Annotated in this window: 20 protein-coding genes; 11 read left to right on the top strand and 9 right to left on the bottom strand. The window is 72.4% G+C overall.

What is annotated here, in order from left to right:
• Window positions 1-101: 101 nt before the first annotated feature.
• The 4 genes from U8525_RS07845 to U8525_RS07830 all read right to left on the bottom strand — a co-directional run bounded on the left by U8525_RS07845 (window position 102) and on the right by U8525_RS07830 (window position 3,790).
• A complete protein-coding gene (locus U8525_RS07845) occupies window positions 102-404 on the bottom strand; it encodes a hypothetical protein (RefSeq protein ID WP_374263244.1) in 303 nt (100 codons plus the stop codon).
• A 94-nt stretch (window positions 405-498) separates the two neighbouring features.
• Window positions 499-2,328, bottom strand: coding sequence for a molecular chaperone DnaK (gene dnaK / locus U8525_RS07840; RefSeq protein WP_374263241.1), 1,830 nt, complete (start codon window positions 2,326-2,328; stop codon window positions 499-501).
• Between the two features lie 2 nt (window positions 2,329-2,330).
• Complete coding sequence (gene grpE, locus U8525_RS07835; RefSeq protein ID WP_374263239.1) at window positions 2,331-3,200, bottom strand: nucleotide exchange factor GrpE; 870 nt, start codon at window positions 3,198-3,200, stop codon at window positions 2,331-2,333.
• 101 nt (window positions 3,201-3,301) lie between these two features.
• On the bottom strand, window positions 3,302-3,790 hold the full coding sequence (locus U8525_RS07830) for a transcriptional regulator (RefSeq protein WP_374263236.1): 489 nt from the start codon (window positions 3,788-3,790) through the stop codon (window positions 3,302-3,304).
• Between the two features lie 245 nt (window positions 3,791-4,035).
• Here U8525_RS07830 and U8525_RS07825 point away from each other — a divergent pair, with 245 nt between their 5' ends.
• The 3 genes from U8525_RS07825 (at window position 4,036) to U8525_RS07815 (ending at window position 7,615) form a co-directional block, all read left to right on the top strand.
• The gene (locus tag U8525_RS07825; RefSeq protein WP_374263233.1) at window positions 4,036-6,372 is read left to right on the top strand and encodes a lamin tail domain-containing protein; all 2,337 of its coding nucleotides are present in this window, start codon (window positions 4,036-4,038) and stop codon (window positions 6,370-6,372) included.
• Window positions 6,373-6,461: 89 nt separating this feature from the next.
• Entirely contained in the window at window positions 6,462-7,052 is a 591-nt protein-coding gene (locus tag U8525_RS07820) for a hypothetical protein (protein WP_374263230.1), read from the top strand.
• Entirely contained in the window at window positions 7,049-7,615 is a 567-nt protein-coding gene (locus U8525_RS07815) for a head protein (RefSeq protein WP_374263227.1), read from the top strand. Before U8525_RS07820 ends, U8525_RS07815 begins: the two co-directional genes overlap by 4 nt.
• Before the next feature lie 17 nt (window positions 7,616-7,632).
• On the opposite strand, the gene U8525_RS07810 is transcribed toward U8525_RS07815, so the two are convergent.
• Window positions 7,633-8,286 carry a hypothetical protein gene (locus tag U8525_RS07810; RefSeq protein ID WP_374263224.1) on the bottom strand — a complete coding sequence of 218 codons (654 nt, stop codon included), beginning with the start codon at window positions 8,284-8,286 and terminating at the stop codon, window positions 7,633-7,635.
• Window positions 8,287-8,495: 209 nt separating this feature from the next.
• Between U8525_RS07810 and U8525_RS07805 the strand changes: the two genes are divergently transcribed.
• The 8 genes from U8525_RS07805 (at window position 8,496) to U8525_RS07770 (ending at window position 18,826) form a co-directional block, all read left to right on the top strand.
• Window positions 8,496-9,191: a hypothetical protein gene (locus U8525_RS07805; RefSeq protein WP_374263221.1), complete on the top strand. Its 696-nt coding sequence runs from the start codon at window positions 8,496-8,498 to the stop codon at window positions 9,189-9,191.
• 134 nt (window positions 9,192-9,325) lie between these two features.
• Window positions 9,326-10,255 (top strand): DUF2381 family protein, encoded by a 930-nt coding sequence (locus U8525_RS07800; protein WP_374263218.1) that lies wholly within the window; start codon window positions 9,326-9,328, stop codon window positions 10,253-10,255.
• 95 nt (window positions 10,256-10,350) lie between these two features.
• The gene (locus tag U8525_RS07795) at window positions 10,351-12,177 is read left to right on the top strand and encodes a serine/threonine-protein kinase (RefSeq protein WP_374263215.1); all 1,827 of its coding nucleotides are present in this window, start codon (window positions 10,351-10,353) and stop codon (window positions 12,175-12,177) included.
• A gap of 278 nt (window positions 12,178-12,455) precedes the next feature.
• Window positions 12,456-13,127 carry an RNA polymerase sigma factor gene (locus tag U8525_RS07790; protein WP_374263213.1) on the top strand — a complete coding sequence of 224 codons (672 nt, stop codon included), beginning with the start codon at window positions 12,456-12,458 and terminating at the stop codon, window positions 13,125-13,127.
• Window positions 13,124-13,915 (top strand): hypothetical protein, encoded by a 792-nt coding sequence (locus U8525_RS07785; protein ID WP_374263211.1) that lies wholly within the window; start codon window positions 13,124-13,126, stop codon window positions 13,913-13,915. The genes U8525_RS07790 and U8525_RS07785 overlap by 4 nt, the downstream gene beginning before the upstream one ends.
• Complete coding sequence (locus U8525_RS07780) at window positions 13,912-15,645, top strand: caspase family protein (RefSeq protein ID WP_374263208.1); 1,734 nt, start codon at window positions 13,912-13,914, stop codon at window positions 15,643-15,645. Before U8525_RS07785 ends, U8525_RS07780 begins: the two co-directional genes overlap by 4 nt.
• A gap of 90 nt (window positions 15,646-15,735) precedes the next feature.
• Window positions 15,736-17,070, top strand: coding sequence for a hypothetical protein (locus U8525_RS07775; RefSeq protein WP_374263206.1), 1,335 nt, complete (start codon window positions 15,736-15,738; stop codon window positions 17,068-17,070).
• 58 nt (window positions 17,071-17,128) lie between these two features.
• Window positions 17,129-18,826 (top strand): DUF6311 domain-containing protein, encoded by a 1,698-nt coding sequence (locus tag U8525_RS07770; protein ID WP_374263203.1) that lies wholly within the window; start codon window positions 17,129-17,131, stop codon window positions 18,824-18,826.
• 28 nt (window positions 18,827-18,854) lie between these two features.
• Here U8525_RS07770 and larC read toward each other — a convergent pair whose 3' ends face one another.
• From larC to U8525_RS07750, 4 genes are read right to left on the bottom strand one after another with little or no spacing between them, the layout of a single operon-like run.
• Entirely contained in the window at window positions 18,855-20,021 is a 1,167-nt protein-coding gene (larC, locus tag U8525_RS07765) for a nickel pincer cofactor biosynthesis protein LarC (RefSeq protein ID WP_374263201.1), read from the bottom strand.
• A 6-nt stretch (window positions 20,022-20,027) separates the two neighbouring features.
• Window positions 20,028-20,780, bottom strand: coding sequence for a nickel pincer cofactor biosynthesis protein LarB (larB, locus tag U8525_RS07760; RefSeq protein ID WP_374263198.1), 753 nt, complete (start codon window positions 20,778-20,780; stop codon window positions 20,028-20,030).
• A 44-nt stretch (window positions 20,781-20,824) separates the two neighbouring features.
• The gene (locus U8525_RS07755; RefSeq protein ID WP_374263196.1) at window positions 20,825-21,415 is read right to left on the bottom strand and encodes a chemotaxis protein CheC; all 591 of its coding nucleotides are present in this window, start codon (window positions 21,413-21,415) and stop codon (window positions 20,825-20,827) included.
• Window positions 21,412-23,937, bottom strand: a complete 2,526-nt coding sequence (locus tag U8525_RS07750; RefSeq protein ID WP_374263194.1) for a chemotaxis protein CheW — start codon at window positions 23,935-23,937, stop codon at window positions 21,412-21,414. Before U8525_RS07750 ends, U8525_RS07755 begins: the two co-directional genes overlap by 4 nt.
• Window positions 23,938-23,977: the final 40 nt, after the last annotated feature.

The following is a 23,977-nucleotide window of genomic DNA, read 5'->3' as shown; positions in this document are numbered from 1 at the left end:
GGCCGCGCAGGAAGGCCAGCTCTTCTTCCGGGGATTGGAACGCCACGCGTCCATCAATACCTGAAAATCCGGCGGGGATGGAGCGCTCAGCGGGTGGGGCGTCAGACGCGCTCGCGCTCCACGCGGCCCCCTGGCGCCAGGCGCTCCGGCAGCTCCGCGGAGGCCCGCGTGACGGGGTGCTCCAGCAGGCCGTGCCGGTCCAGCATGTGCTCCAGGTGCGCCACGCGCGCGCGCAGCCCCTCCAGCTCCCCGGCGGCCACCTGCCCGCGGGCCTGGACCTCTCGCACGCGCAGCCACGTCTCCATCACCGGCTTGAGGGCGAAGCGCAGCGTGAGGCCGAGCAGGGGCATGCCGATGGTCATGCCCGTGACCAGGATGATGGTGACGGCTTCGGTCAACTCCATGGGGAGGCTCCGGGGGGAAGGCGAGGCGGCCCCCCGGCCTACGCGCGGGAGGACCGGGCGATTGCACCGCCCGGCCCGCGCCCGGGGCAAGGCCTCAGCCGGACTTGGCCTGGTCCGTGTAGATGGCGTCCGCGATGCGGTACGCGCTGCCCTCCAGGCGCTGGAAGGCCTCCTTCAGGACGCCGGCGTCGGAGGTGTTGAGCACGGAGCGCAGGCGCTCCAGGTCCGCCTGGATCTCCTCGCGGTCCTTCTCCGACAGGAGGTTGGCGTACTCCTCCAGGCTCTTCTCCGTGGTGTAGATGAGCCCGTCCGCGTTGTTGCGCAGCTCCGCCAGCTCCTTCTTCTTCTTGTCGTCCGCCGAGTGCGACTGGGCGTCGTTGATCATCGCCTGGATCTCCGCCTCGGACAGGCCGGAGTTGCCCACCACGCGCACCTGCTGCTGCTTGCCGGTGCCCAGGTCGCGCGCGCTCACGTGCACGATGCCGTTCGCGTCGATGTCGAAGGACACTTCAATCTGCGGCACGCCGCGCGGCGCGGGCGGGATGCCCACCAGCTCGAAGCGCGCCAGCGTCTTGTTGTCCGCCGCCATCTCGCGCTCGCCCTGGAGGACGTGCACGGACACCAGCGGCTGGTTGTCCACCGCCGTGGAGAACACCTGGCCCTTCTTGCAGGGGATGGTGGTGTTCTTGTCGATGATCTTCGTGAAGACGCCGCCCGCGGTCTCCACGCCCAGGGACAGCGGCGTGACGTCCAGGAGGAGGACGTCCTTCACCTCGCCCTTGAGCACGCCGCCCTGGATGGCGGCGCCCACGGCGACGACCTCGTCCGGGTTGATGCCCTTGTGGGGCTCCTTGCCGAAGAACTCCTTCACCTTCTGCTGCACGCGCGGCATGCGCGTCATGCCGCCCACCAGGAGGACCTGGTTGATGGCCTGCGCGGTGACGCCCGCGTCCTTGAGCGCGATGCGGCACGGCTCGATGGAGCGGTCGATGAGGTCCGAGACCAGGGCCTCGAAGGTGGACCGGTCCACCGTCTCCGTGAGGTGCTTGGGGCCGGACGCGTCCGCGGTGATGAACGGGAGGTTGACCTCCGTCTCCGGGGCGCTGGACAGCTCGTGCTTGGCGCGCTCGGCCGCCTCCTTCAGGCGCTGGAGCGCCATGCGGTCCTTGCGCAGGTCCAGGCCGTTGTTCTGCTCCGCGAAGCGCTTGGCCAGGTAGTCGATGAGGCGCTGGTCGAAGTCCTCGCCGCCCAGGAACGTGTCGCCGTTGGTGCTCTTGACCTCGAACACGCCGGCGTTGAGCTCCAGGATGGAGATATCGAACGTGCCGCCGCCCAGGTCGTAGACGGCGATGCGCTCCGTGGTGGCGTCCTTCACCTTGTCCAGGCCGTACGCGAGCGCGGCGGCCGTGGGCTCGTTGATGATGCGCAGCACGTTGAGGCCGGCGATGCGGCCCGCGTCCTTGGTGGCCTGGCGCTGGCTGTCGTTGAAGTAGGCGGGGACGGTGATGACGGCCTCGGTGACGGGCTCCCCGAGGTAGTCCTCCGCCGTCTGCTTCATCTTCATCAGCACGATGGCGCTGACTTCCGGCGGGCTGTAGCCCTTGCCGCGGATCTCCACCCACGCGTCGCCGTTGGGGCTGGGCGCGACCTTGAAGGAGGAGACGCCAATGGCCTTCCTGGCCTCCGGCGAGTCGAACTTGCGGCCGATGAGTCGCTTGGCCGCGAAGACGGTGTTCTCCGGGTTGGTGATGGCCTGCCGCTTGGCAATCTGGCCCACCAGGCGCTCACCGGAGTCGGTGAAGCCCACCATGGAGGGCGTGGTGCGGCTGCCTTCGCTGTTGGGGATGACCACCGGCTCGCCGCCTTCCATCACGGCGACGCAGGAGTTGGTGGTGCCCAGGTCGATTCCAATCACCTTCGCCATGACTACTGCCCCCCCCCGGAGGAACTGTCGGACGGCGCGGTCGCCTGGGGCGCCGCGCTGCTGCCTTCTTCAGAAGAGGCCCGCGGTGCTTCGGCGCTGGCCGCGGGCGCGACCGCGGGCTCCGGTGGCGGAGCGGCGGCCTCCGGCGCGCGGGCGACGACGACCATTGAGGGACGCACCAGGCGGTCGTTGAGGAAGAAGCCGCGCGTCACCTCGTAGAGCACGTGGCCCGACGGGACGTCCGTGGACTCCACCTGCTGGATGGCCTCGTGCAGGCGCGGGTCGAAGGGCTGGCCCCTGGCGGAGAAGCCCTTCACGCCGTGGCGGGCGAGCGCGTCCTCGAAGGACTTGCGCGTCATGGCCACGCCCTTCTGGAAGCTGTCGAAGTCGGTGGACTTGCTGGCGGCGTCGATCGCGCGGTCCAGGTTGTCCACCACGGGGAGCAGGTCCTTGAGGAGCTTCTCCACGCCGAACTTCTGGACGTCCTCCTTCTCCTTCTGGGCGCGCTTGCGGTAGTTCTCCAGGTCCGCGGCGGAGCGGATGGCCCGGTCCTGGAAGTCCTTGGCGCGCTCGTGCGCCTCCTTCAGGCGCTCCAGCGTCTCGCGGGCCTTGGTCTGGCTGAAGTCCAGCTGCGCGCGCAGCGACTCCACCTCCTGGCGGAGCGCGGCCGCGTCCTCGGTGGGGGGAACGACCTCGGGGGTGGAGGCGTCCGCCTCGGGAGCCGGGGCGGAGACGTCCAGCTCCACCTCCGTCTCCGAGCCCGCGCTGTCCGCGTCTCCGTCCATCCGACGCTCGACGCTGCGAACCGCCTCGTCGATCACGTCCTGCCCGATGTCCGTCTGGATGCTGTCCTTGTCATTGGTACCCGACACGGCGCGCACTATCTCACGCGACGCGGAGCGATCCAACAGGACCCGGGGCGGTCGCGCATGGCCGGCGTGCGGGCAGGCGCGACTTCATGGGGAGCGGAACTTCACGTCCCTGGCGCGGGTTTCTTGCGGCCCATCGTTTTCTTGGAAGCCGACTTCTTCGCGGGCCGGGCGCCCTTGGCGGCGGAGGCGGGCTTCTTGCGCCCGATGGACTTGTTGGCGGCCTTGGGGGCGCCGGCGCCCTTCGGGCGAGCCGGGCGGCTGGGGGCGGCCTCCTCCTGGGCGGCCTGGGTGGCCCGGGCCTCGGAGGCGGGCGGAGGGGTGGCGCTGGAGCCGGGCTTGAAGGCCTCCTCGACGGAGGTCTCCACGCGGCGCACGGCGGTCTCGATCTTCTCCGCGGCCGTCTTGGTGGTGGCGGCGGCCCAGGTGCGCAGCTGCGCGAGGCCCTCCTTCACCTTGGCCTGCTTCTCCGGGTCCTTCACTTCCTTGAGGAGGCGCTCGGCCTCGCCACGGAGGTCGTCCGTGGTGCGCTTGAGGTCCTCGCCGGTGCGCTTGAGGAAGTCCATCAACTGCCTGTCCCACTTCTCGGCCATGACGCGTCTCCTCCGTCGTCTGCTCGAACCCATCCAACTGCACGTGTGGACCGCGCGCAAAGCCTTCCGCGCTGTCCGTGTAGGACGGCGGAGCGCGCCATCGATTGCCATGTGGCAGTGCGTCAGGGGCTCCGCCGCGGCGCAAGCGGGGGGACTCGCGACAGTCCGATGCAGGACACGTTAAGGTGCGTGCCCTCTTCCGGGGAAGCCGCGTTGGGGCGGGCCCGGTGCTGGAGCGTTCTTCTATGTCGTCCCGGTCCCTCCGAGCGTTCGCGTCGCTCATCCTCGTCACCTCCCTCGTCACGCTGGCTGGCTGTGGTTCCGAGGAGGCGGAGTCAGCGGGGCCGGTGCTGCCCCAGGTGACGCTGCCGGCGGCCACGGTGGGCGCGGCGTATGAGCAGGTGCTGACGGCGACGGGGGGCGCGGCGCCGCTCACGTACTCGGTGGACCAGGTGCCGCCGGGCTTCTCCTTCTATGGAGACAGCGGGCGGCTGGTGGGGCCCGCGACGACGGCCGGCGAGTGGTCGCTGACGGTGGTCGTGCGCGACGCGAAGGGCGCCCAGAACACGCGGGGCTATGCGTTGAAGGCGTGGCCGGCGCCGGTCATCACCACGACGTCGCCGCTGCGGGCCGTGAAGGAAGGCAGCGACTACACCTTCACCTTCACCGCCACGGGCGGCGCGCAGCCCCTGACCTGGTCGCAGGAGGGCGGGGCGCTCCCGGACGGCCTGGAGCTGTCGGAGGACGGGGTGCTGTCCGGCACGCCGCGGGGCCCGGCGCTGTACGAGTTCACCTTGCAGGTGAAGGACGCCAACGGGGCCCTCGCGCAGGCGGTCATCCAGTTGCCCGTGCAGACGTCGACCGGGGAGCTGCCCGACGGCGGCCCGGTGACGGACGGCGGGACGAAGACGGATGGCGGCACGACCACGGACGGTGGCACGACCACGGACGGCGGCACGACGACGGCGACGCTCAAGGTGGGTAACTGGAACATCGAGTGGTTCGGCTCCACGGCCGAGGGCCCCACCGACGAGGCGCTCCAGCTGGCCAACGCGACGGCGGTCATCGCGGACGCGGGGCCGGACGTGATGGGCCTGGCGGAGATCGTCGGCGTGGACGCGTTCAACTCGCTGAAGAGCGGGCTGTCCGGGTACAGCGGCCTGCTGGCCAGCGGCTCCTACTACGGCTCGGAGGACCAGAAGGTGGGCCTGCTCTACAAGACGGACGCGGTGCAGGTGGTGGGTTCGAGCATCGTGCTGACGAGCTGCGCGCAGGACTTCGCCTACCGGCCGCCGCTGCGCGTGGACCTGAAGCTGCTGCGGAGCGCCACGCCGGTGGACCTGACGGTGATGGTGCTGCACATGAAGGCGTTCGCGGACTCGGACTCGTACGCGCGGCGCCAGGGCGCGGCGGCGTGCCTCAAGAACTACCTGGACACGTCCCTGCCGACGCAGAACGTGATCGTGCTGGGCGACTGGAACGACGACGTGGACGCGTCCATCTACACGCCGTACGCGTCGCCCTACGTGGACTTCGTGAATGATCCCGCGCGCTACAAGTTCCTCACCCAGCCGCTGTCGGAGTCCGGGGTGCGCTCGACGGTGAGCAACAGCCAGTTCATCGACCATCAGCTGGTGACGAACGAGCTGGCGGCGTACCACGTGGCGAACTCCACGGAGGCGCTCAAGCCGAGCATCGCCAACTACAAGGCCACCACGTCGGACCACTACCCCATCTTCAGCCGGTTCAACTTCGGCACGGCCGCGCAGGCGCGCAGCGTGAGGCTCACCGCGCCCAACGGCGGCGAGACGCTCCAGGCCGGCAAGACGTTCAACATCACCTGGACGTCCAGCAACGTGTCGCAGGTGGACCTCACGTACACGCTGGACGGGACGGTGTGGCGCTCGGTGGCGACGGGGCTGACGGCGTCCACCGGCCGCTACACCTGGACGGTGCCGAGCGAGGCCTCCACGACCGCGCGGGTGCGCGTGGCGGACTCCACGCGCGCGGACGTGGCGGACGTGAGCGACGGGGTGTTCACGATGACGCGGCCGGTGCCGCAGGTGTTCATCAACGAGTACCTGGCGCAGCCGCTCAACGGCGCCGCGGGGACACCGGACTACGATCAGCAGTTCGTGGAGATCTACAACGCCGGGCCGACGTCGGTGGACCTGAGCGGCTGGAAGATCCACGACGCGTCGTCGTACCAGTCCGGGGCGCCGAGGCACACGTTCGTATCGGGCACGGTGCTGCCGGCGGGCAAGGCCTACGTGGTGTACTCGGGCGCGTCCGCGGTGCCGGTGGGGGCGCAGTACGCGACGTACGCGAACAACAATGGCTACGGGCTGCGCTTCGACCGGGGCATCAACCAGGGCGGCGCGGGCGACATCGTGTACCTGGTGCGCGCGGACGGCACGGTGCAGGACAGCCACTCGTACCAGAGCGCCGACATCTCCGTGTACCAGGGCTATTCGTTCAACCGTTCTCCGGACGCGAGCGCCACGGGGACCTGGGGCTACTGCTACGACCTGTTCTACTACCCCGCGACCCCGGGGCTCCGCGCGGACGGCTCCACGTTCTGAGCGGCCCCCGGTGACATGACTTCCACCCGGGGTTCTGCTTGGGTGGAAGCATGGATGTCTGGAGTCAGGTGGGGAGGAGCGTCACGGCCGTGGCGCTCTGTCTGTGGCTCACGGCCTGTGGAGGCGCGCGTGCGGCGGTGGCCCCGCCTTCGCGGGCGGAGCTTCCGCGCAGCGTGCTGCTCCTGCGAGAGGCCCCGGATGGGAGCTTCACCCAGGAGTGGCGGCCCGCGGAGCACTTCGGGTTGGCCAGCTACGTGAAGTCGCCCGAGGGCCGGCGCATCGTGCGGACCGCGCGCTCCGTGCGGGACTGCGATGCGGAGAACCGCGAGTGCATTGATGAATGCATGAGCCGGCCCCTGTCAGGTCACTACAGCCACATCACGAAGCGGCCTGGGCTTGGAGGCAAGGAGGAGTACTGCGTCCACCGATGCAAGCAGCCCTACATGGACTGCATCGACCTCGAAAAACTCCGGCCCCAGGAGCTCTCATCCCTGGGTGCGGTCTCCGAATGGGCCCGACGCAACCAGCGCGCCATCCTGGTGGGGAGCGTCGTGGTCATCGCAGGGGTCGCGTTCGTCGTCGTCTCCGCGGGCGCGGGACTCATCGTCCTCGCCCCCGCCTTGCTTCTCGCGACGGCATCCATGACCCCAGCCCAACACCTGGTGGAGAGCGCTCCATGATGCACTTCTTCGACAAGCTGGAAGTGCTGGGGCGGCACTCCTCGGAAAGTACCTCCGAGGAGGAGAAGCAGGCCTTCCGCTTCGCGATGGATGCCATCTACTTCATCCTGGGCACCGGGCAGGGCACCGCGCTGGAAGCCTATGTCCAGAACCAGGATGCCTCCGCGCCTCCATTGGTCATCGCCCGGTTCAAGACCCGAGAGGAAGCAGAAGCCGCCATGGACGCGCGGACACCCCCAATCGATTCGGCGCGCATCCTGATTGGGGATGACTACTACTCCGCCATGTTCGTCCCGGCCACGGGGCGAACCCAGCTGGTCTTCATGCCCCCCATCCTGGAGCAGTACCTCCAGGAAATGGCGGACCAGCGGCGCAAGCCTTCGGGGCTGTCCTTCGCCACGAAGGCGGAGGCGGAGGCGTGGATGAACCAGCAGCCCACGCCTCCCCAGCAGGTGGTCATCGACATCGCGGGGGCGCCGTATCTGGCGGCCTACCACCACCGCATCGACTACCGCGTCCTCTATCCCCTGCCCGCCCCCACGCCCTCCCCACCGGAGACGTGAGGACGGAAGGGCGGTGACTACAGCCGGAACTGCACGCGCACGCCCGGCTGGATCCAGACGTGGATCTGCTTCTCGTCGCTGGTGAGCTCGTCGCTCGTTTCGAGGTCGGCGACGCGGACCGCGCCCTCGGAGTACTGCCCCACGGACGCGGAGATGTAGGGCCCCACCGCGATGGAGCGGGTGAGCTGGAGATCCACGCCGAAGTGGGCGTGGATCAGGTCATAGCCCTCCAGCTTCAGCCAGTTGTTCGAGGAGCTGCCGCCCACGTCCAGCTTCGCGACCTCGTAGCCCAAGCCCACGCCCACCCAGGGCGCGATGAAGGAGTCCGGGAGGAAGTGGTAGTCCAGGTCGACGCCGACGCGCAGGACCTGGCTCTTGCAGTCCACGACGTCCGAGCACAGGTCGCCGGGCCCGGAGCCGAAGCCGTACTGGAAGTAGGCGCCCAGCGAGAGCCGCCGGCTGAAGAACCACGAGACGTCCACCTGCGGAGCCACGGTGGTGCCAAAGGTGTCGCGCAGCGACTGGTCCGTGAAGGCATCTCCCACGGGAATGCCCATGGCGCCGCGTACCCCCAGCGCGAGCCCGGACTTCTTGGGCTCCTGGGCCGCCGCCGGCAGTGCGCCCAGGAAGGAGGTCAGCGCCAGCGATGCGATGATGTGTCGAGCAGTCATGTCGTCCACGGAGTTGGGGCCGTCATCCGACGGCGTTGGGTGTTGGCGGCGGCACGCTCTGCAAGCCCGCGGCCAGGGCTTCCCTGGCGTGGACGCCCCGGGCTTCGAGTACGGCGGGGCGCGGGAATGCCCCTGAAGCGCGACAGGAATGTCAGCTTTCCTGCTCAGTCACCGGTGGCGCGCGCCGTGCGAGGGTCGCCGACCCCGCCATGACCTCCGCCCTCCTGAGCGGAGACTCCGACGTCATCCGCTGGCTGCGCTCCGAACGCGAGGCCCGTGGGCTGGCACGCATCGAGCTGTCCGCGTCGTTGAAGTATCGGGGCCGGGTCCTGGATGACACGTTGTTCTTCACGGCGCCGGACGGAGCGCTGACGTTCGGTTCGCTGCCAGAGGCGCCGCGCGCCCGGGTCCAGGCGCTGATGCAGCAGCATCACGCGGCCGCCCCCGGGCTGGGGGACATCGCGCTGTCCATCGTCTGCGACGCGCACGCGCCGCCGCGCATCCAGTTGGCCGACGCGGTCACGCGGGAGCAGGACGCGAAGGAGCAGGCCCGAGCAGCGGCCCACTTCGACTCCCGGCACTACGGACGCGCGCTGGCGCAGCGGGTGGCGGAGCTGCTGGACGCGGGGGCGGACCTGTCCATCACCGTCGACCCGCGCGACGGCGTGTCCCGCGCGCTGTGGAGGTCCGGGGATGGCACATACGCGCACGGGCTCCAGTCCATCCAGGGGGACTCGCGGCCGAAGCGGACCTTCGCGTCACGGGAGGAGCTCATCCGCTGGCTGGCGGAGCAGAGCGACGAGTCCCTGGCGAAGGAGGGGAACCCGGACGACCCGCGCATGTGGGGGGCGCGACGTTCAACCGCGCGTTCTTCGCGCGGAAGACGGGCCAGCGGTCTCAGGTAGGTATTTCTCTCAAGGATGCTTGAGGTAGGCTGGGCTTTCCCTTCCCCAACCGCCGCATCCAGGTTTCCCAGGCCCGTGGACTCCCTTGCGTGTCACCCCTATCTGTTAGGTTTGAAGGATGGAGGTGACCCGTGATGTCGCTGTCCACTTCGGTCATTCCCCTGGTGCTGGCAGCCCTGCTGAGCACCACGGCGGTGGCGCAGTCCCACAGTCCCGTGGCCCGGGAGCGCAAGGCCCGGCAGCTCACGTTGCGCGCGGAGGAGCCTCCGGTGCTGCATCCCCTGCATGTCGCCGCCCATGAAGTGACCACCGTCACCTTCGACTCGCCCATCGTTCCGGAGTCCGTGGACCGGCGCGTGCTCGCGCCCTTCTTCTCCCGCGTGGCGGTGCATGAGGACGTGCTCGTCCTCAAGGCGTCCATGGACCTCCCGGCGGGCAGGGCGCCCGTGCTCACCGTGCGCTTCGCGGGAGCCGGTGCTCCGGCGCGGGTCGGGTTCGTGCTCACGACCGTGGAGGCGGAGGTGGACTCGCAGGTGGAGGTGCTGCGGCAGGGGCGCACCGCGGAGGAGCTGGGAAAGGAGCTCGCGGACCTGCGGGCCCGGTGCGCGGTCACCGAGGCAGGGCTCGCGACGCTGCGCGCGCAGTGCGCGCTCACGGGCCTGGGCGGCGCGGTGTTGACGGGGGCCATCACCCGGAAAGGCGTCGCGGTGGACTACCTCCGGGAGCCGTCTGTGAGGCTGGGGATCATCGCCGAAGGGACCCACGTGCTCTACCGCTCCGAGAGCACCCGCGCGCTCGCGACCTCGTTGCGGAATCCCGTCGGGGCAGCGCCCTGGACCCCAGGCTTTGCTCGCATCACACCGCGGGGACCTGACGCGGATGGCCTGCCCGCCCGTGAGCTTCCCCTGCTCATGCAGGTGCGACAGCTGGCACCTGGGGAGCGCGCCACCGTGGTGGTGGAGTGGAACACCCTCCCGGGCCTGCCTCCGGGCACGCACTTCACCCTGGAGCTCTTGGATGTGAAGGGCGAACGCGGCCTCCGCTGGGAGCAGGTGGCGCCATGAGTCCGCGCGCGGCAATGCCTGGCGACCCGGTCGGGGCTGAGCATCCCGCCTCCACGAAGCCCGCCCAGAAGGCTGTCGGCGCAGCCCTGCCTTCCATGCAGCTGAGGGTGGATGCGCTTCCTGCTGGCACCCTTATCGGATCCTGGCGCGTCGTCCGACGACTGGCGTCAGGTGGCTATGGCACGGTCTACGTCGTTCAGGCGAAACGCCGTCCTCGTGGCAGGCGGTACGCCTTGAAGCTGGCTCGCCAACCCGACAGCCCCTGGTTCTCACGCGAAGCGGAGGTGCTGGCCCGCCTGCGGCATCCGGGAGTCCCTCGCCTGGTGGATGCCGGCGCGTGGCGGGCGGGCACCGGGAGCCACCCCTTCCTGGTCATGGAGTACGTCGACGGGGAGTCGCTGTATGAGTGGGCCCGCGCTCGCAACCCCACGGCTCGGGAAGTGGGCGCACTGCTCGCCCAGGCCGCGGAGGTCCTGAGCTTCGCGCACCGGCGCGGCGTCCTGCACCGCGACTTCAAGGGAGACAACCTCCGCGTCCAGCCGGGTGGACGGCTGACCCTGCTGGATTGGGGCGCGGGCTGGCATCCGGAAGCGACACCCCTGACTGGAGCGGGCCAGCTTCCTCCCGGCACGGCGCACTATTTGAGCCCGCAGCTCCACCGCTGGCGGCTGGCAATGCCCGCGCGGGACTGTCCTCGCTACGGCGTAGCGGATGAGTTGTACGCCGTGGGCGTCACCTTCTATCGGCTGCTGACCGACACCTATCCAGCGCTTCCGCTGGATGGGGAGGGCCCCGTGCGCGCAAGGCCCCAGCCGCATGTGCCGGAAGCCCTGGCTTCCCTCGTCACGCGGCTGCTCGCCTTCGCGCCGGAAGCGCGGCCTTCGAGCGCCTCCTCGCTGGCCTCCGACCTGCATCAGGCCCTGGCGCATGCGGAGACCTCCTGGGACCTGCCCCTGTTCGACTGGGCCACACCGCCCTCCCCTTCTTCACGCACGACCCAGGAGGCGCCTGGGCTGGCGGGCCCCGTGGCTCCGGGACATGAGGTGCCGCTCCAGCACGCACGCCTCCAGCGCCTGGACCGGCTCCAACGCCTTCGAGAGGCGCGTGAGCTGCGCCGCCGGGCCCCCGGCCACGTCGCCCGCATGGAAGCCCAAGCCATCCTCGCCGCGAGCGCGGTGCGCCGCCGTCAAACCCAATGGGTCCACTGGCGCTGGGGGACTCTGGGAGTCCCATGCGTGCTGGCCATGGCGTGGTGGGTCTGGAGTCTGGGGGCCTTCTCCGGGGCCGGCGCCGATGCGCCAGCACGTTCCCCTCCGCCTCCCGTGGCGCGGGGGCCCAGGCCCGACCAAGCTGCCGCGTCCGAAGCGGCCTCTCCTTCCCCTGCGCCGCTTCCGTTGGAGAAGGAAGCCATGAGCATTCCCTTGAAGCAGGACCGCCCGGTCCATGGCCGTTCGCTGGCGCGAGGCTGCACGCTCGCCCTCGGAGCGGCATCCACTTTCATCGCCTGCGCGGGCGCGCAGGTCACGCCCAAGCCCCAGCGATGTCCCCCGGAAGCCCTGGAGGCGATCAAGACGCTGGACCTGTGGCGGGATGGAAAGGCAGACATCACGCTCGACATCCGCTACCCCTTCCGCCCGGATGCGCCCCTGGTCTCCGTGAGCGACGGAGACATCGTCAGCGTCCAGCAGGAACGACACGGCCGGCTGCCGGCGGGCACCCTTCTGTACGGGCGACTGTGGACGCGAGGAGAGCACGTGGTGGGCCGCTACACCCGGGCTGAGACGCCTGACGGCCACACCTACCCGGTCTGCTTCGTCCTCGGGAACAGCGACGGCTGGTGGCCGAAGGACCCGAGCTCCAAGCCCGGCGCCCCCCTGCTGCCCCGGACCGTGGGCTACACCGTGGTGGACGCGTTCCCGTAAGACGCGGCGTTTCCAGGTCGCGGTTCACCCGCCGCAGGCGCACGGCCAGCCCCGTGCGCCTGTGGCACGAGCGCGGCTGTCCTCCGCGATGCAGGAGTCGAACCCACGGCCCCTGGCGCCGGAGGCCCGGGGCCGGGCTCAAGAAAACGCGCGCCGGGCGCGTGGGAACGACCCGACTTTCGGGGTCATTTCGTATCTCCTTTCCAGATGGGGCCCGGCCGGGCACCTCCATGAGACACGGAGCCCTCCGCGTGCTGCCAGGAACAGAACGGTCCGTCTTGGAGGCCTTCCGCCGGGGCGACACCGCCGTGCTCACCCAGGTCTACCGCACCTACTCGCCCGAGGTGCTGCGCTACCTGTCCCGGCGCTTCTCCGTCCACTCGGAGACCGGCACGCGCTCCGTCGCGCTCTCGCCCCTGGACCTGGACGCCGCCCATCAGGAGACCTTCGTGCGGGCCTTCCGCCCCCACATGCGCCAGGCCTACGACGGCGTGCGCCCCTACCTGGGCTTCCTCCTCACCGTCGCCCGCTCCACCGCCATTGACTTGATGCGCGCCTCCGGCCGCGTGGCCCGCGAGGCCATCCCGCTGGAGGAGGCGCCGGAGCTCACGCACGCCTCCACCGAGGCCAGGAGCCCGGAGGAAGAGGCCCTGGGCGCCGAGGTCCGCACGCTCGTGCGCCGCTTCCTGGAGGGCCTGCCCGCCGAAGGACGCGCCCTCGCGCAGCTGCGCTTCATGGAGGGCCTGTCCCAGGAGTCCGCCGCCGACCAGCTGAAGCTCACCCGCGGCGAGGTGCGGGTGCGCGAACGCCGCCTGCGGTTGCAGTTCACCGAACACCTGAAGGACTCGGGGTGGCTGGACGGCGACGACGTCCCGGGACGCCTGCAGCTGGGCGCCCTGCTGGCCACCCTGGCCCTGCTGTGCGCCATCCCATTCGGGGGCCTCCCATGAAGTGGTACGAACGCCATGTGGACGCGTCACTGACGCGCTGGTCGCTGGGGGAGCTGTCTCCCTCCGAGTCCTCGCGGCTCCTGCGCCACGCCCACGCCTGCGCCCGCTGCGGCGCCCGCTACGACAAGTGGGCCCGCGCCCACCGCGTCCTCGAGTCCGGCCAGACGGACCTCCCCACCGACCTGGAGCTGGAGACGCTCACCGCCGCGGGCATGGAGGCCGCCCTCGACGCCGCCGCGCCCCCGGACGCCGCCCCGGCCCGGTGGCCCACGCTGGCGGTGCTCGGCGCCACGCTCGCGGCCCTCTTCCTCGCCGTGGTGGTGACGCCCACCTCCGTGGAGCCCACCGCCCCCGCCGACCCCGAATGGAGCCCGCGGGGGGCCGTGCAGGACCCGCCCCCGCCCACCGCGCCGCTGGCCCAGCCCGTGCTACGCGTCTTCTGCGCGGCGCCGGGCCAGCCGCTGCGCGAGCTGCGCACCGGGACGGCGTGCACGCCGGGCGCCACGCTGGCCTTCGCGGCGGGAGCCCGCCCTCCCTACACCCACGTCGCGGTGCGCGTGCGCGTGGGCGACCGCGAGGAGCTCGACGGCCCCTTCCCCCTCAGCGGCAAGGCCGGCGAGGAGCGTCCCCTGGAGCTGACGGTCGCGCTGCCCCCGGGGGCCGGGATGGCGGAGGTCACCGCCACGTTCTCCGAGCACCCGGACGCCACCCTGGCGGCCCTGCGCGACGGGGCGACAGCGGGAGTGGTGGTGCTCAGGCAGGAGGTCCGGGTAAAGGATGCTCCATGAAGAAGCTGGAAGTCCTCCTGGGGGCGGCGCTGCTGTTCGCGGCGCCGGAGGCACTCGCGGACACCGTCCGGCGCGCGCTCGTCATCGCCCACAACGGCAGTGACGACCCCTCGCTCGCGCCGCTCCGCTACGCGGATGACGACGGCGTGCTGTGGGCGGAGACGCTCCAGCGGCTGGGCGTGGACATCACGCTGCTGGTGGATGCCGACGAGCCCACGCGCAAGAGCGGCAGCCTCGCGCTGCGGTCCGCGCAGCCTCCCACGCGCGCCGCCGTGGAGCAGGCCGTGGCGCGGCTGCGGGCAGCGGCCCTGGCGGACCGCGCGGCGGGACACCAGACGGACGTGCTGATCATCTACGTGGGCCACGGCAACACGGACGACGCGGGCCGCGCCTACTTCACGCTCGCCGACGCGCGCCTGGACCGGACCCGCCTCTATTCGGAGGTCGTGGATCCGCTGGGCGCGGACTACGTGCACGTCATCGCTGACGCGTGCCGCGCCTCTGGCGTGGTGGGCAGCCGCGGCGGCACGCCGGACGCGGCCGTGCTGGCGGAGCTGCGCGGGGTGCTGGCGCGAGAGCAGCTGGCGTCGCGCCCGAACGTGGGCGCCCTCTTCGCGGAGAGCGAGGACGGCGAGACGCACGAGTGGTCCCGCATCCGCGCGGGCGTCTTCAGCCACGTGGCCCGCTCCGGCCTCCTGGGCGGCGCGGACATCAACGGCGACGGGCGGGTGGAGTACAGCGAGCTGGCGGCGTTCGTGGCCGCCTCGCTGCACGGCGTGCAGGGCATGCCCGCGCGCCTGTCCGTCAACGCCTTCGCGCCCACGGCCGCGCCGCGCCGCCCGCTGGTGGGGCCCGCGCCCGAAGGCCCCCAGGTCACCTTCCCCGCCGGCTTCGAGTACGCGCGCCTCTCCGTGGAGGACGCGGACGGCCAGCGGCTGGTGGACGTGCGGCGCTCGCCGCAGCAGTGGACGCGGCTGCTCCTGCCGCCGCGCGACGTGTACTGGGTGCGCACGCCGGACGCGGAGGCGCGCGTGACGCTGGCGCAGCTGTCCTCGGGCGCGCCCGAGCTGCACCCGCGCGAGCTGCGGGAGCGAGGTCCCGCGGAGGAGGCGCTCCGCCGGGGCCTGTTCGCCGTGCCGCTGGACCGCTCCTTCTACGACGCGTACGTCACCGCCTTGGGCCTGGTGCCGGTGGACTTCAGCGCCCCCGTCCAGCCGCCCGTCATGGGCGGCGGGGCGCGCTCGCCGCTGGCCGCGGCGCCGCCGTCCCACTGGACGTCCCGGCTGGAGCTGGGCCTGGGCGCGGGGCGCTCGCCGCTGGGGCTGGCGAAGTTCGCCGCCGGGCCCAGCCTGTCGTGGCGCGCGCCGTTCTCGCAGGGCCGGCTCTACTACGGCGTGCGCGGCGCGTACGGCGTGACGCCGTTCGCGGCCACGGACAGCATCCGGCTGCACCGCTTCACGGTGGAGGCGATGGTGGGGCGGGAGCAGCTGGCGAACACGCCGCTGTTCGCGGAGGTGGGGCTGGGCTGGGGCCTCCTGGGGCTGACGGCGCCGGGCTTCCGCCAGGCGGACCCCACGATGCTCACCTGCCACGCGGCCGCGGGCGTGACGGGGCGGCTCGCGGGCATGTCCCTGCGGCTGTCCGCCCAGGTGGGCATGGATCGCGTCACCGTCAACGGCCGGACCGGCATGGATCCGCAGTACGGCCTGGAGCTCTCCCTGAGGCGCTAGCGGACGCGGGCCGCCGGGCCCGACCGTGTCCGCGCGTGGGTGCGCGCCGTCGCGCCCACCGCGTCAACCTCGAGCCCTGACGGTTCTCCCGTGTCCCGCTCCCTCCTCGTGCACACCGCCCTGTCGAGCGCCGCCGTCGCCGCCGTCGTGCTGGCCGGCTGCGACCCCATCTGCACGAATGGGGTCTCCCGCCCCGGGCAGGGCCCGGTGACCCGGAGCGCCTCCGGCACCTGCGTGCAGGTCGTGGTCACCCACCCCGACGCTGGAGACGAGGATGCCCCGGACGGGGGCGATGGAGGCGAGCTCCCCGACGCGGGCGATGGCGGTGGGGAGCCCGGGCCGGACCCGGATGGGGGCCCCTGCACCGCCGGGCGGGGCTGGACGACGCGGGTGCTGGACGAGGAGAGCGACAACATCTCCGGCAGCTTCGTCTTCGACGCGCAGGGCGTGGGCCACTACGCCTACTCGAAGAACGAACGCCTCTACATCGGCACCACCCGGCCGGGCGACGTGCCGGTGCAAGTGGAGGGCGTGACGCGCCCCTTTGAGATGTCCATGGCGGTGGCCGCGGATGGCACGCGGCACCTGATGTTCGAGCAGGGCACCGCGGTGGGCTACGCGCACGACACGGGCGGGGGCTGGCAGTCACAACTGCTGGTCACGGGGTGGTCCTCCGCGCTCGCGCTCGATGCCCGGGGCGAGCCGTACCTGCTCATCGGCCTGCTCCCTCCCCAGAAGGGCTACGTGCTCGGAACCCGCGACGCCCAGGGGCGCTGGACCATGACGCCGCTGGAGGGGGTCGGGCTCCGGGGCGACCGCGAGCGCATGGTGGTGGACGCCGCGGGGCACCTCCACATCGCGCTGGTGCGCGCGGACGACCTGGACAACCAGGTCGTGTACGCGAGCAATGCGTCGGGGACCTGGACCGAGGAGCCGCTGGACTTCCGGCTCCTCATGAGCTCGCCGCGCTACCGCGTCACGCTCGAGGTGGACGCGACGGGGCGGCCCTCGCTGGTGGGCTCCAACAGCCAGGGCGCGTGGCTGTGGACGAAGGAGGCCAGCGGCTGGAGGTCGTACGGGCTGGGGGCCTACATGAGCCGCGGCCCCGCGCTGGTGCGGAGCGCCACCGCCCCGGAGGTCCGCCACGTGCTGCTGGATGACGCGGACGCGAGCGCGTTCGAGAACGGGAGCACCAGCCAGGTGGTCGTGCGGAGGCTCTCCGGCACGTCCGCCTCCAGCGTGACGCCGCCGCTCGTCCTGGAGACGCGGGACGGGGGCAACGCGTTCCCCGGTCCCTCCGCGCTCCACGTGGATGACCAGGACCGGATGCAGGCGGGCTTCTTCTACGTGCACTACGAGAAGGACCTGGACGGAGTGGCGCAGCCGACGACGCGCGGCCTGCGCTACGTGCAGTACTGCCCGTGAGCCCCGCGCGGGGACGCGGTTGCGGGCCACGGAAGCGGGCGCCTACAGTCGCCGCGCCTTGAGCGAGTCCGCCCCGTCCCTCCATCCCCCGCCCCCCTCCACCTCGCGCCGGGCCCTCGCCGTGGCGCGAGCGCTGGCGGTGCTCGGCGGGCTGGGCTGGTTCCTGTGGCTGGGCGGTGGGCCGGTGCTGCCGCCCACGCGCATCGACTGGATGATGCGCGAGGACTGGGCCGCGCACATCTTCGGCTGGCTCTTCTTCCGCAACGCGGACTGGACGCTGCCGCTGGGCGCGGCGCCCAACCACTTCTACCCCTACGGCTCGTCGGTGGCGCTCACGGACGGCAACCCGTGGCTGGCGCTGCTGCTCAAGCCCCTCTCGCCGCTGCTGCCCGTGGACTTCCAGTACACCGGGCCGTGGCTGGCGCTGTGCTACGCGCTGATGGGCTACTTCGGCGCGCGGCTGGTGGAGACGGTGTCCCCGCGCCCGGTGCCCGTGGTGCTGGGCGGCACGCTGCTGGCGCTGTCGCCGGTGATGGCGGCGCGCTTCGGCCACCCCACGCTGTGCGCGCACTGGCTGCTGCTGGCCCTGCTGTGGCTCAACCTGCGCGACCTCCCGGACGCGCGCGCCGCGACGCGGAGCCTGGGCCTCGCCGCCCTCTTCAACGCCATCGCGGCGGGCACGCATCCGTATTGGGTGGGCATGCTGATGCCGCTGACGCTGGCGCTCGGGGTGCGGCTCGTCTGGAGCCGGAAGCTCGGCGCCGGGCGCGTCGCGGCCCTGTGCGCGGGCATCGCCGCGCTGGACGTGGGGCTGTTCGCCCTCTTCGGCTACTTCGGCGGCGGCGGGCTGGGCGCGGAGGGCTTCGGAGAGTTCTCCGCGGACCTGGCCACGCTGGTGAACCCCATGGGTTGGGGGCGCCTGCTGCCGGACCTGCCCGCCGCGCCCCGGCAGGGCGAGGGCTTCGGCTACCTGGGCGCGGGGGCGCTGCTGCTCGGGGGGGCGGCCTGCGTGAGCCTGCTCGTGCGCGGGCGCGAGGCGCGCACGCTGGACTGGCGCCGGGTGCTGCCCGCGGCGGTGATGGCGCTGCTGATGGCCGTCTACGCGCTGTCGTCGCGCGTGACGTGGCTGGGCCAGCCGGTGGCGGACCTGGGCGCGCTGTACGCGCCGCTGGTGAAGGCGACGAACGCGTTCCGCGCCTCCGGCCGCTTCGTCTGGCCGCTGCACTCCCTGCTCTTCGCCGGCGCGGTGCTGGTGGTGGCGCGGCTGTGGCGCGGCGTCCCCGCCGTCGCCGCGGCCGCGTTGACGGTGGCGCTGGCGCTCCAGGTGTACGACGTGCGCGAGGGCAAGAGCGCCCTCTTCAAGCCCGTGCGCTTCCACCGCCTGACCTCCGCGGACTGGGACGCGCTGCGGGGCCCCTACCAACACCTGGCCCTCTTCCCGCCGCAGGTGCAGTGGGTGTGCCGCTATGACGAACCGCTGGTGAACGCGCTGGCGTACCAGGCGTACCGGCTGAAGCTCACGTTCAACAGCGGCTACGCGTCGCGCACGCCGGCGGCGCTGGCGGCGGAGTGCCACGCGTCCCTGCCTACGGGCGGACTGGACGCGAGCACCGCGTACGTGGTGCTGCCGCAGCACGCGCGCCCCTTCCTCGACGCGGGCGCGCGCTGCGGTGTCGTGGAGGGGCTGCCGGTGTGCGTGGCGGGCGGCAACACGGATGCGTTCGCGCAGGGGCTCGCGCGTCAGCCGCTCCGCTGACGCGAGGTGACACTGAAAGTAGCGGCCCTCAGGGCGTGAGGGCCGCCGTCGCGGCGGCCATCACCTGCTTCACCGGCACGCCGGCCGCACGGGCCAGCCGGACGCAGTCGTCGAACTCCGGGTGCGCGTTGAGCACCCGGCCGTCGCGCAGGCCGCGCTTCACGCGGACCCGGCCCCACGGCGTCTCCACCTCCACGAAGTCGCGCTCCAGCGCGTGGCGCTCCACCCGGTGGTAGCGCACGCCCAGCGACGTGGACTCCCGCAGCAGCGCGTCCACCACCGCCTCGCGCAGGCCGCCCTCCACCAGCGCGCCCAAGAGGTGCGCCGGCCGGCCCTTCTTCATCACCACCGGGGACACCCACGCGTCCTTCGCGCCCACCTCCAACAGCCGCTCCACCAGGTGCGCCAGGAGCTGCGGCGTGGCGTCATCCAGGTTCGCCTCCACCACCCACAGCCCTTCCGTGGCCGGCGTCTCCACGCGGCCCAGCGACGCGCGCAGCACGTTGGGCCGGTCGCGGAAGTCCTTCGTCCCCACGCCGTAGCCCACCTTCTCCACGATGAAGTCCGGCGGGTGGCCAATCCGCGTCAGCACCTTGAGCAGCGCCGCGCCCGTGGGCGTCGTCAGCTCGCCCACGCCCTCGAAGCGCACGGGCACGTCGCGCAGCAGCTCCAGCGTCGCGGGCACGGGGATGGGCATCTGGCCGTGCGCCACGCGGATGGTGCCGCTGCCCAGCGGCGGCGGCGCGGCGTGCACCTCCGGGTCCCCCAGCAGCTCCAGCACCACCGCGGCGCCGCAGATGTCCACGATGGAGTCCACCGCGCCCACCTCGTGGAAGTGGATGGCGTCGATGGACACGCCGTGCACCTTCGCCTCGGCCTCGCCGATGGCGCGGAACACCGCCAGGGCCCTCGCCTTCGCGCGCTCCGGCAGCGTGGGCGCGGCTTCGATGAGCTGGCGGATGTCCGCGTAGGCGCGGTGCGGGTGCGCCTCCTGCGCGTCCAGCACCACGTCCAGGTGCGTGCCGCTGATGGCGTGGCGCACCGCGCGCGACACCGCCAGCCTCCAGCCCGGCACGTTGAGGCCGGACAGCGCCTGCGCGAGCGCGTCCGGCGACACGCCCAGGTCGATGCCCGCCGCCAGGAACATGTCCCCGGCGATGCCGCCCACCGGCTCCAGGTAGAGGATGCGTCGCATGGCGCCTCAGCTCCGGCCCTTGGTGCGGGAGACGAGCGCCGCGTAGAAGCCGCCGCCGAACCCGTTGTCGATGTTCACCGTGGCCACGTTGGAGGCGCACGAGTTCACCATCGCGAGCAGCGCGGAGACGCCCTTGAAGTTCGCGCCGTAGCCCACCGACGTGGGCACCGCCACCACCGGGATGCCGACCAGCCCCCCCAGCGCGGACGCGAGCGCGCCCTCCATGCCCGCCACCACCACGGCCACGTGGCACTCCTGGATCTCCTCCCGCCGGCGCAGGAGCCGGTGGATGCCCGCCACGCCCACGTCGTAGACGCGCCGCACGTCCGCGCCCATGGCCTGCGCGGTGAGCGCGGCCTCCTCGGCCACGGGGATGTCGCTGGTGCCCGCCGTCACCACCGCGACGCGGCCCGCCTTCGCCTTGCGCTGGGGCAGGTGGAAGATGCGCGCCACCGGGTGGTACTCGCCCTTGGGGAAGCGCGCCACCAGGGCCTCCGCCTTCTCCGGCTGGAGGCGCGTCACCAGCACCGTCTGCTTGCGCTCCACCAGCGCGCCGACGATGCCCAGGAGCTGCTCCGCCGTCTTGGGCTCGCCCAGCACCACCTCGGGGAAGCCGAACCGCAGGTTGCGGTGCGTGTCCACCGTCGCGTAGCCCAGCTCCGCGTACGGCAGGTCCTTCAGCTTGCCCACCGCGTCGTCCAGGCTGACCTTGCCCGTCTTCACCTGGCCCAGCAGGGCCCTGAGCGCCTTCTCGTCCATGGGCGAGCGGTCTACCCCACCCGCCCCCGGGCCTCCAGGCGGACCTAGAGGCCCAGCCGGGACAGGAGCGCCTGGGCGCTCCCGCGCTCCAGCACCAGCAGCATCTGGCCGCCCAGGGACGTGGGGCCCGTGGCCGAGAAGCGCGCCGCCAGCACCACGCCCGGCCCCGGCTCCACGTCGCCCAGCACCCCGGCCAGCACCGGGCGCACGGGGCCGCGCTGGAGCTGGGGCACGGAGGGCAGCAGCCGCCAGCCCGTCAGCCGCCCGATGGCGGACAGGCACGCGCTGGCGAGGATGTTCGCGGCCTCGGCGAGGGCGCTCTCGCGCTCCTCGGGGGACGCGGGGTGGCCGCGCAGCAGCGCGGACTCCAGCGCCTGCGCGTCCCCGGACGGCAGCGCCAGCACCAGCGCGCCCCGCAGCTCGCCCGTCATGCCCAGGCGCACGGCGACGGCCGGCGCCTCGTCCGCGAAGAGCGCGGGGCCGTGGGCGGCGTCCGTGACGCGCACCTCGGGGACGGACAGGTCCACGCGCCCCCCCACGAGCCGGGCCAGCGCGTTGGCGCCGTGTCCGCAGCCGATGTTGGCCACCTCGCGCAGGGCGTCGAGCTGCGCGTCACTGGGCAGGGGGAGACTCACGCGGTCAATAACCTCGGGACGTCCAGGATGAACACGGGACGGCCGCTGCCCAGGATGGTCACGCCGGACAATCCCGGCAGCAAGTCCAGGGGGCGGGACAAGGGTTTGAGCACGACTTCCTCCTGCCCCAGGAGGCGATCCACCGCCAGCGCCACCTTGCCGGTGCCGGCGTCGCCCTCCATCACCACGAAGGGCCGGTAGCCGGGCTTGGGCGCCGCGGGCACGCCCAGGAGCGCCTCCAGCGCGTGCACCGGCAACAGGCCATTGCCATGGGGCAGGAGCGCCGTCTCCCGGCTCTTGCTCAGGGACCGCGGATCCGCCTCGGTGGCGCCCACCACCTTGGCGATGGGCAGGCCGAAGACCTCCTCCCCCACCTCCACGAGGAGCAGGTGCACCACGGCGACGGTGAGCGGCAGGCGCAGCGTGAAGACGGTGCCCCGGCCGCGCTCGCTGTCGATTTCGAGCGTGCCGCCCACGCTCTCCACCACGCGCTTCACCGCGTCCATGCCCACGCCCCGGCCGGAGATGTCGGTGATGTCCTTGGCGGTGGAGACGCCGGGCAGGCACGACAGGAGGAACGCGTCGCGGTCCGCCATGCGCTGGGCGGCGTCCTCGGAGATGAGGCCGCGCTGGAGCGCCGCGGACTTGAGCTTCGCGGGGTCCATGCCCCGGCCGTCGTCCTCGATGTCGATGATGACGCGGTCGCGCGCGCGGCGCACGGTGACGGTCACCCGGCCGCGCGGGGGCTTCTTCGCGGCCGCCCGCTCGTCCGGGGACTCCAGGCCGTGGTCGATGCAGTTGCGCAGCAGGTGCAGCAGCGGGTCGGCCAGCTCGTCGAGGATGGCGCGGTCGAGCTCGATTTCCGCGCCGGTGATGACCAGCTCCACCTCGCGCTCCTTGCGGCGGGCGAGGTCGCGCGCGGCGCGGGGCAGCCGGTCGGTGATGAGCGACAGCGGCGTCATGCGCGCGCTCATGACCTTGTCGTGCAGGTCCTTCACCAGCGTGTGCAGCCGGTAGACGCCCTCCTCCAGCGCGGGGCGCGTGTTCTCCGGCAGCACCTTGCCCACTTCGCGCAGGCGCGCGGTGGCGAGCATCAGCTCGCCCACGGTGTCCAGGAAGTAGTCGAGCAGCTCCGTGCGCACGCGCACCGTGCGCGAGCCCGCGTCGGCGGTGGCGCGCGCCGGGTCGGACGCGGGCGCGGCGATGGGGAGCGCGGGCGGCTCCGGGACGGCGGGCGCGACGGAGACGACCTCCACCTCGGCCACGTTGCGCAGGGCCGCCTGGATGCCGGCGTCACCCACGGAGGTCTCCACTTCCACCTGGATGTAGCCGTCCGGGATGCGGCCGGCCTTGAGCTCCTCCAGGGGGGGGCGCAGGTCCACGAGCGTGCCCAGCGTGGACAGCCGCTTGTGCACGAGGAACGCGCGCACGCCCGGCACCTGGCAGGCGGGGGAGATGCGCAGGCGCACGGCCCAGCGGGGGGCGCTGGCCTTGCCGTCCGCGACGCTGGCCACGGCCTTGAGCCCCGACGCCAGCGCCATCACGGAGGCGGAGGCGTCGCTCTCCGGCACCGCCGCCAGGGACCGGGCGACCGGGGCGCCGTAGAGGGCATCCGGGCCGCTCAGGTCGCGCGGCGGCATCAGCGTGGCCGGCGGCAGCACCGCCAGGCCGGAGGGCGTCACCGCGCCGGAAGCGCTCGTGCCCACGGCGCCCGGGGCCGCGTCACCGCCGGGCGTTCCCGGACCCGACGCACCGGCCGAGGCACCCGAGCCCGCCGCAGCGGCACCCGAGGCGCCCGTGTTCGCGGCACCCGGACCAGCGGCTCCCACGGCGCTGCCTGGAGCCGCCGCTCCTGTCGCCGAGGCGCCACCGGCCGTGATGCCTGAATCCGTCCCTGTCGCCGAGGCACCACCGGCCGCGCTGCTCGGAGCTCCCGCACCCGACGCACCGGCTCCCGCGGCACCAGCGCCCCCCCCCGGGGGCCCTGAACCCGGGGCCGGACCGGCGGGGCCCCCTGGCGTCCCGGACCCCGGGGCGCCCGACGAGCCCGCGCCTCCCGAGCCCTCGCCGTCGTCACCTCCGGAGGGCGTCTTGAGCGCGGTGACGTGGGCCACGCGCGTCGCGGCGGGGGCGTGGCCGGTGAGCGACCGGACGCGGGCGCCCAGCTGCTTGAGCAGCGCTTCGGCCTGCTCCGGCTCGCGGTTGGCCGCCACGGCGCGCACCTGGGCGGTGAGCATGTCCGCGGCGTGCAGGAGCAGGTCCACCAGGTCCCGGTCCAGGAGCTTGCGGTCCTGCCGCACCGCATCCACCAGGTCCTCCACCCGGTGCGCCAGCATCGCGATGGGCTCGAAGCCCATGGACGACGCCATGCCCTTCACCGAGTGGGCGTGCCGGAACATCGAGTCCACGGTGCTGGCGGTGGCCTCGCGCTCCAGCTCCACGAGGTCCCGCCCGAGCGCCTCCAGGTGCTCGGTGGCCTCCGAGATGAAGAGGCCCAGGTACCGGGACATGTCCATCGTCATGACCCGGCACCTCCTTCATGCGCGGACCCGACCGCGACCC

It is taken from the genome of Corallococcus sp. RDP092CA, assembly GCF_041903675.1.
In the GTDB taxonomy this organism is placed as follows: domain Bacteria; phylum Myxococcota; class Myxococcia; order Myxococcales; family Myxococcaceae; genus Corallococcus.
Note: the sequence above shows the minus strand (reverse complement) of the source record. Positions and strands in the feature narration are given on the sequence as shown.

Bases quoted from the DNA above. Each gene is read 5' to 3' on its own strand.
- U8525_RS07845 (WP_374263244.1), bottom strand. From the start codon at position 404: ATGGAGTTGACCGAAGCCGTCACCATCATCCTGGTCACGGGCATGACC.
- dnaK (WP_374263241.1), bottom strand. From the start codon at position 2,328: ATGGCGAAGGTGATTGGAATCGACCTGGGCACCACCAACTCCTGCGTC.
- U8525_RS07830 (WP_374263236.1), bottom strand. From the start codon at position 3,790: ATGGCCGAGAAGTGGGACAGGCAGTTGATGGACTTCCTCAAGCGCACC.
- U8525_RS07825 (WP_374263233.1), top strand. From the start codon at position 4,036: ATGTCGTCCCGGTCCCTCCGAGCGTTCGCGTCGCTCATCCTCGTCACC.
- U8525_RS07815 (WP_374263227.1), top strand. From the start codon at position 7,049: ATGATGCACTTCTTCGACAAGCTGGAAGTGCTGGGGCGGCACTCCTCG.
- U8525_RS07810 (WP_374263224.1), bottom strand. From the start codon at position 8,286: ATGACTGCTCGACACATCATCGCATCGCTGGCGCTGACCTCCTTCCTG.
- U8525_RS07805 (WP_374263221.1), top strand. From the start codon at position 8,496: ATGACCTCCGCCCTCCTGAGCGGAGACTCCGACGTCATCCGCTGGCTG.
- U8525_RS07800 (WP_374263218.1), top strand. From the start codon at position 9,326: ATGTCGCTGTCCACTTCGGTCATTCCCCTGGTGCTGGCAGCCCTGCTG.
- U8525_RS07795 (WP_374263215.1), top strand. From the start codon at position 10,351: ATGCAGCTGAGGGTGGATGCGCTTCCTGCTGGCACCCTTATCGGATCC.
- U8525_RS07785 (WP_374263211.1), top strand. From the start codon at position 13,124: ATGAAGTGGTACGAACGCCATGTGGACGCGTCACTGACGCGCTGGTCG.
- U8525_RS07780 (WP_374263208.1), top strand. From the start codon at position 13,912: ATGAAGAAGCTGGAAGTCCTCCTGGGGGCGGCGCTGCTGTTCGCGGCG.
- larC (WP_374263201.1), bottom strand. From the start codon at position 20,021: ATGCGACGCATCCTCTACCTGGAGCCGGTGGGCGGCATCGCCGGGGAC.
- larB (WP_374263198.1), bottom strand. From the start codon at position 20,780: ATGGACGAGAAGGCGCTCAGGGCCCTGCTGGGCCAGGTGAAGACGGGC.
- U8525_RS07750 (WP_374263194.1), bottom strand. From the start codon at position 23,937: ATGACGATGGACATGTCCCGGTACCTGGGCCTCTTCATCTCGGAGGCC.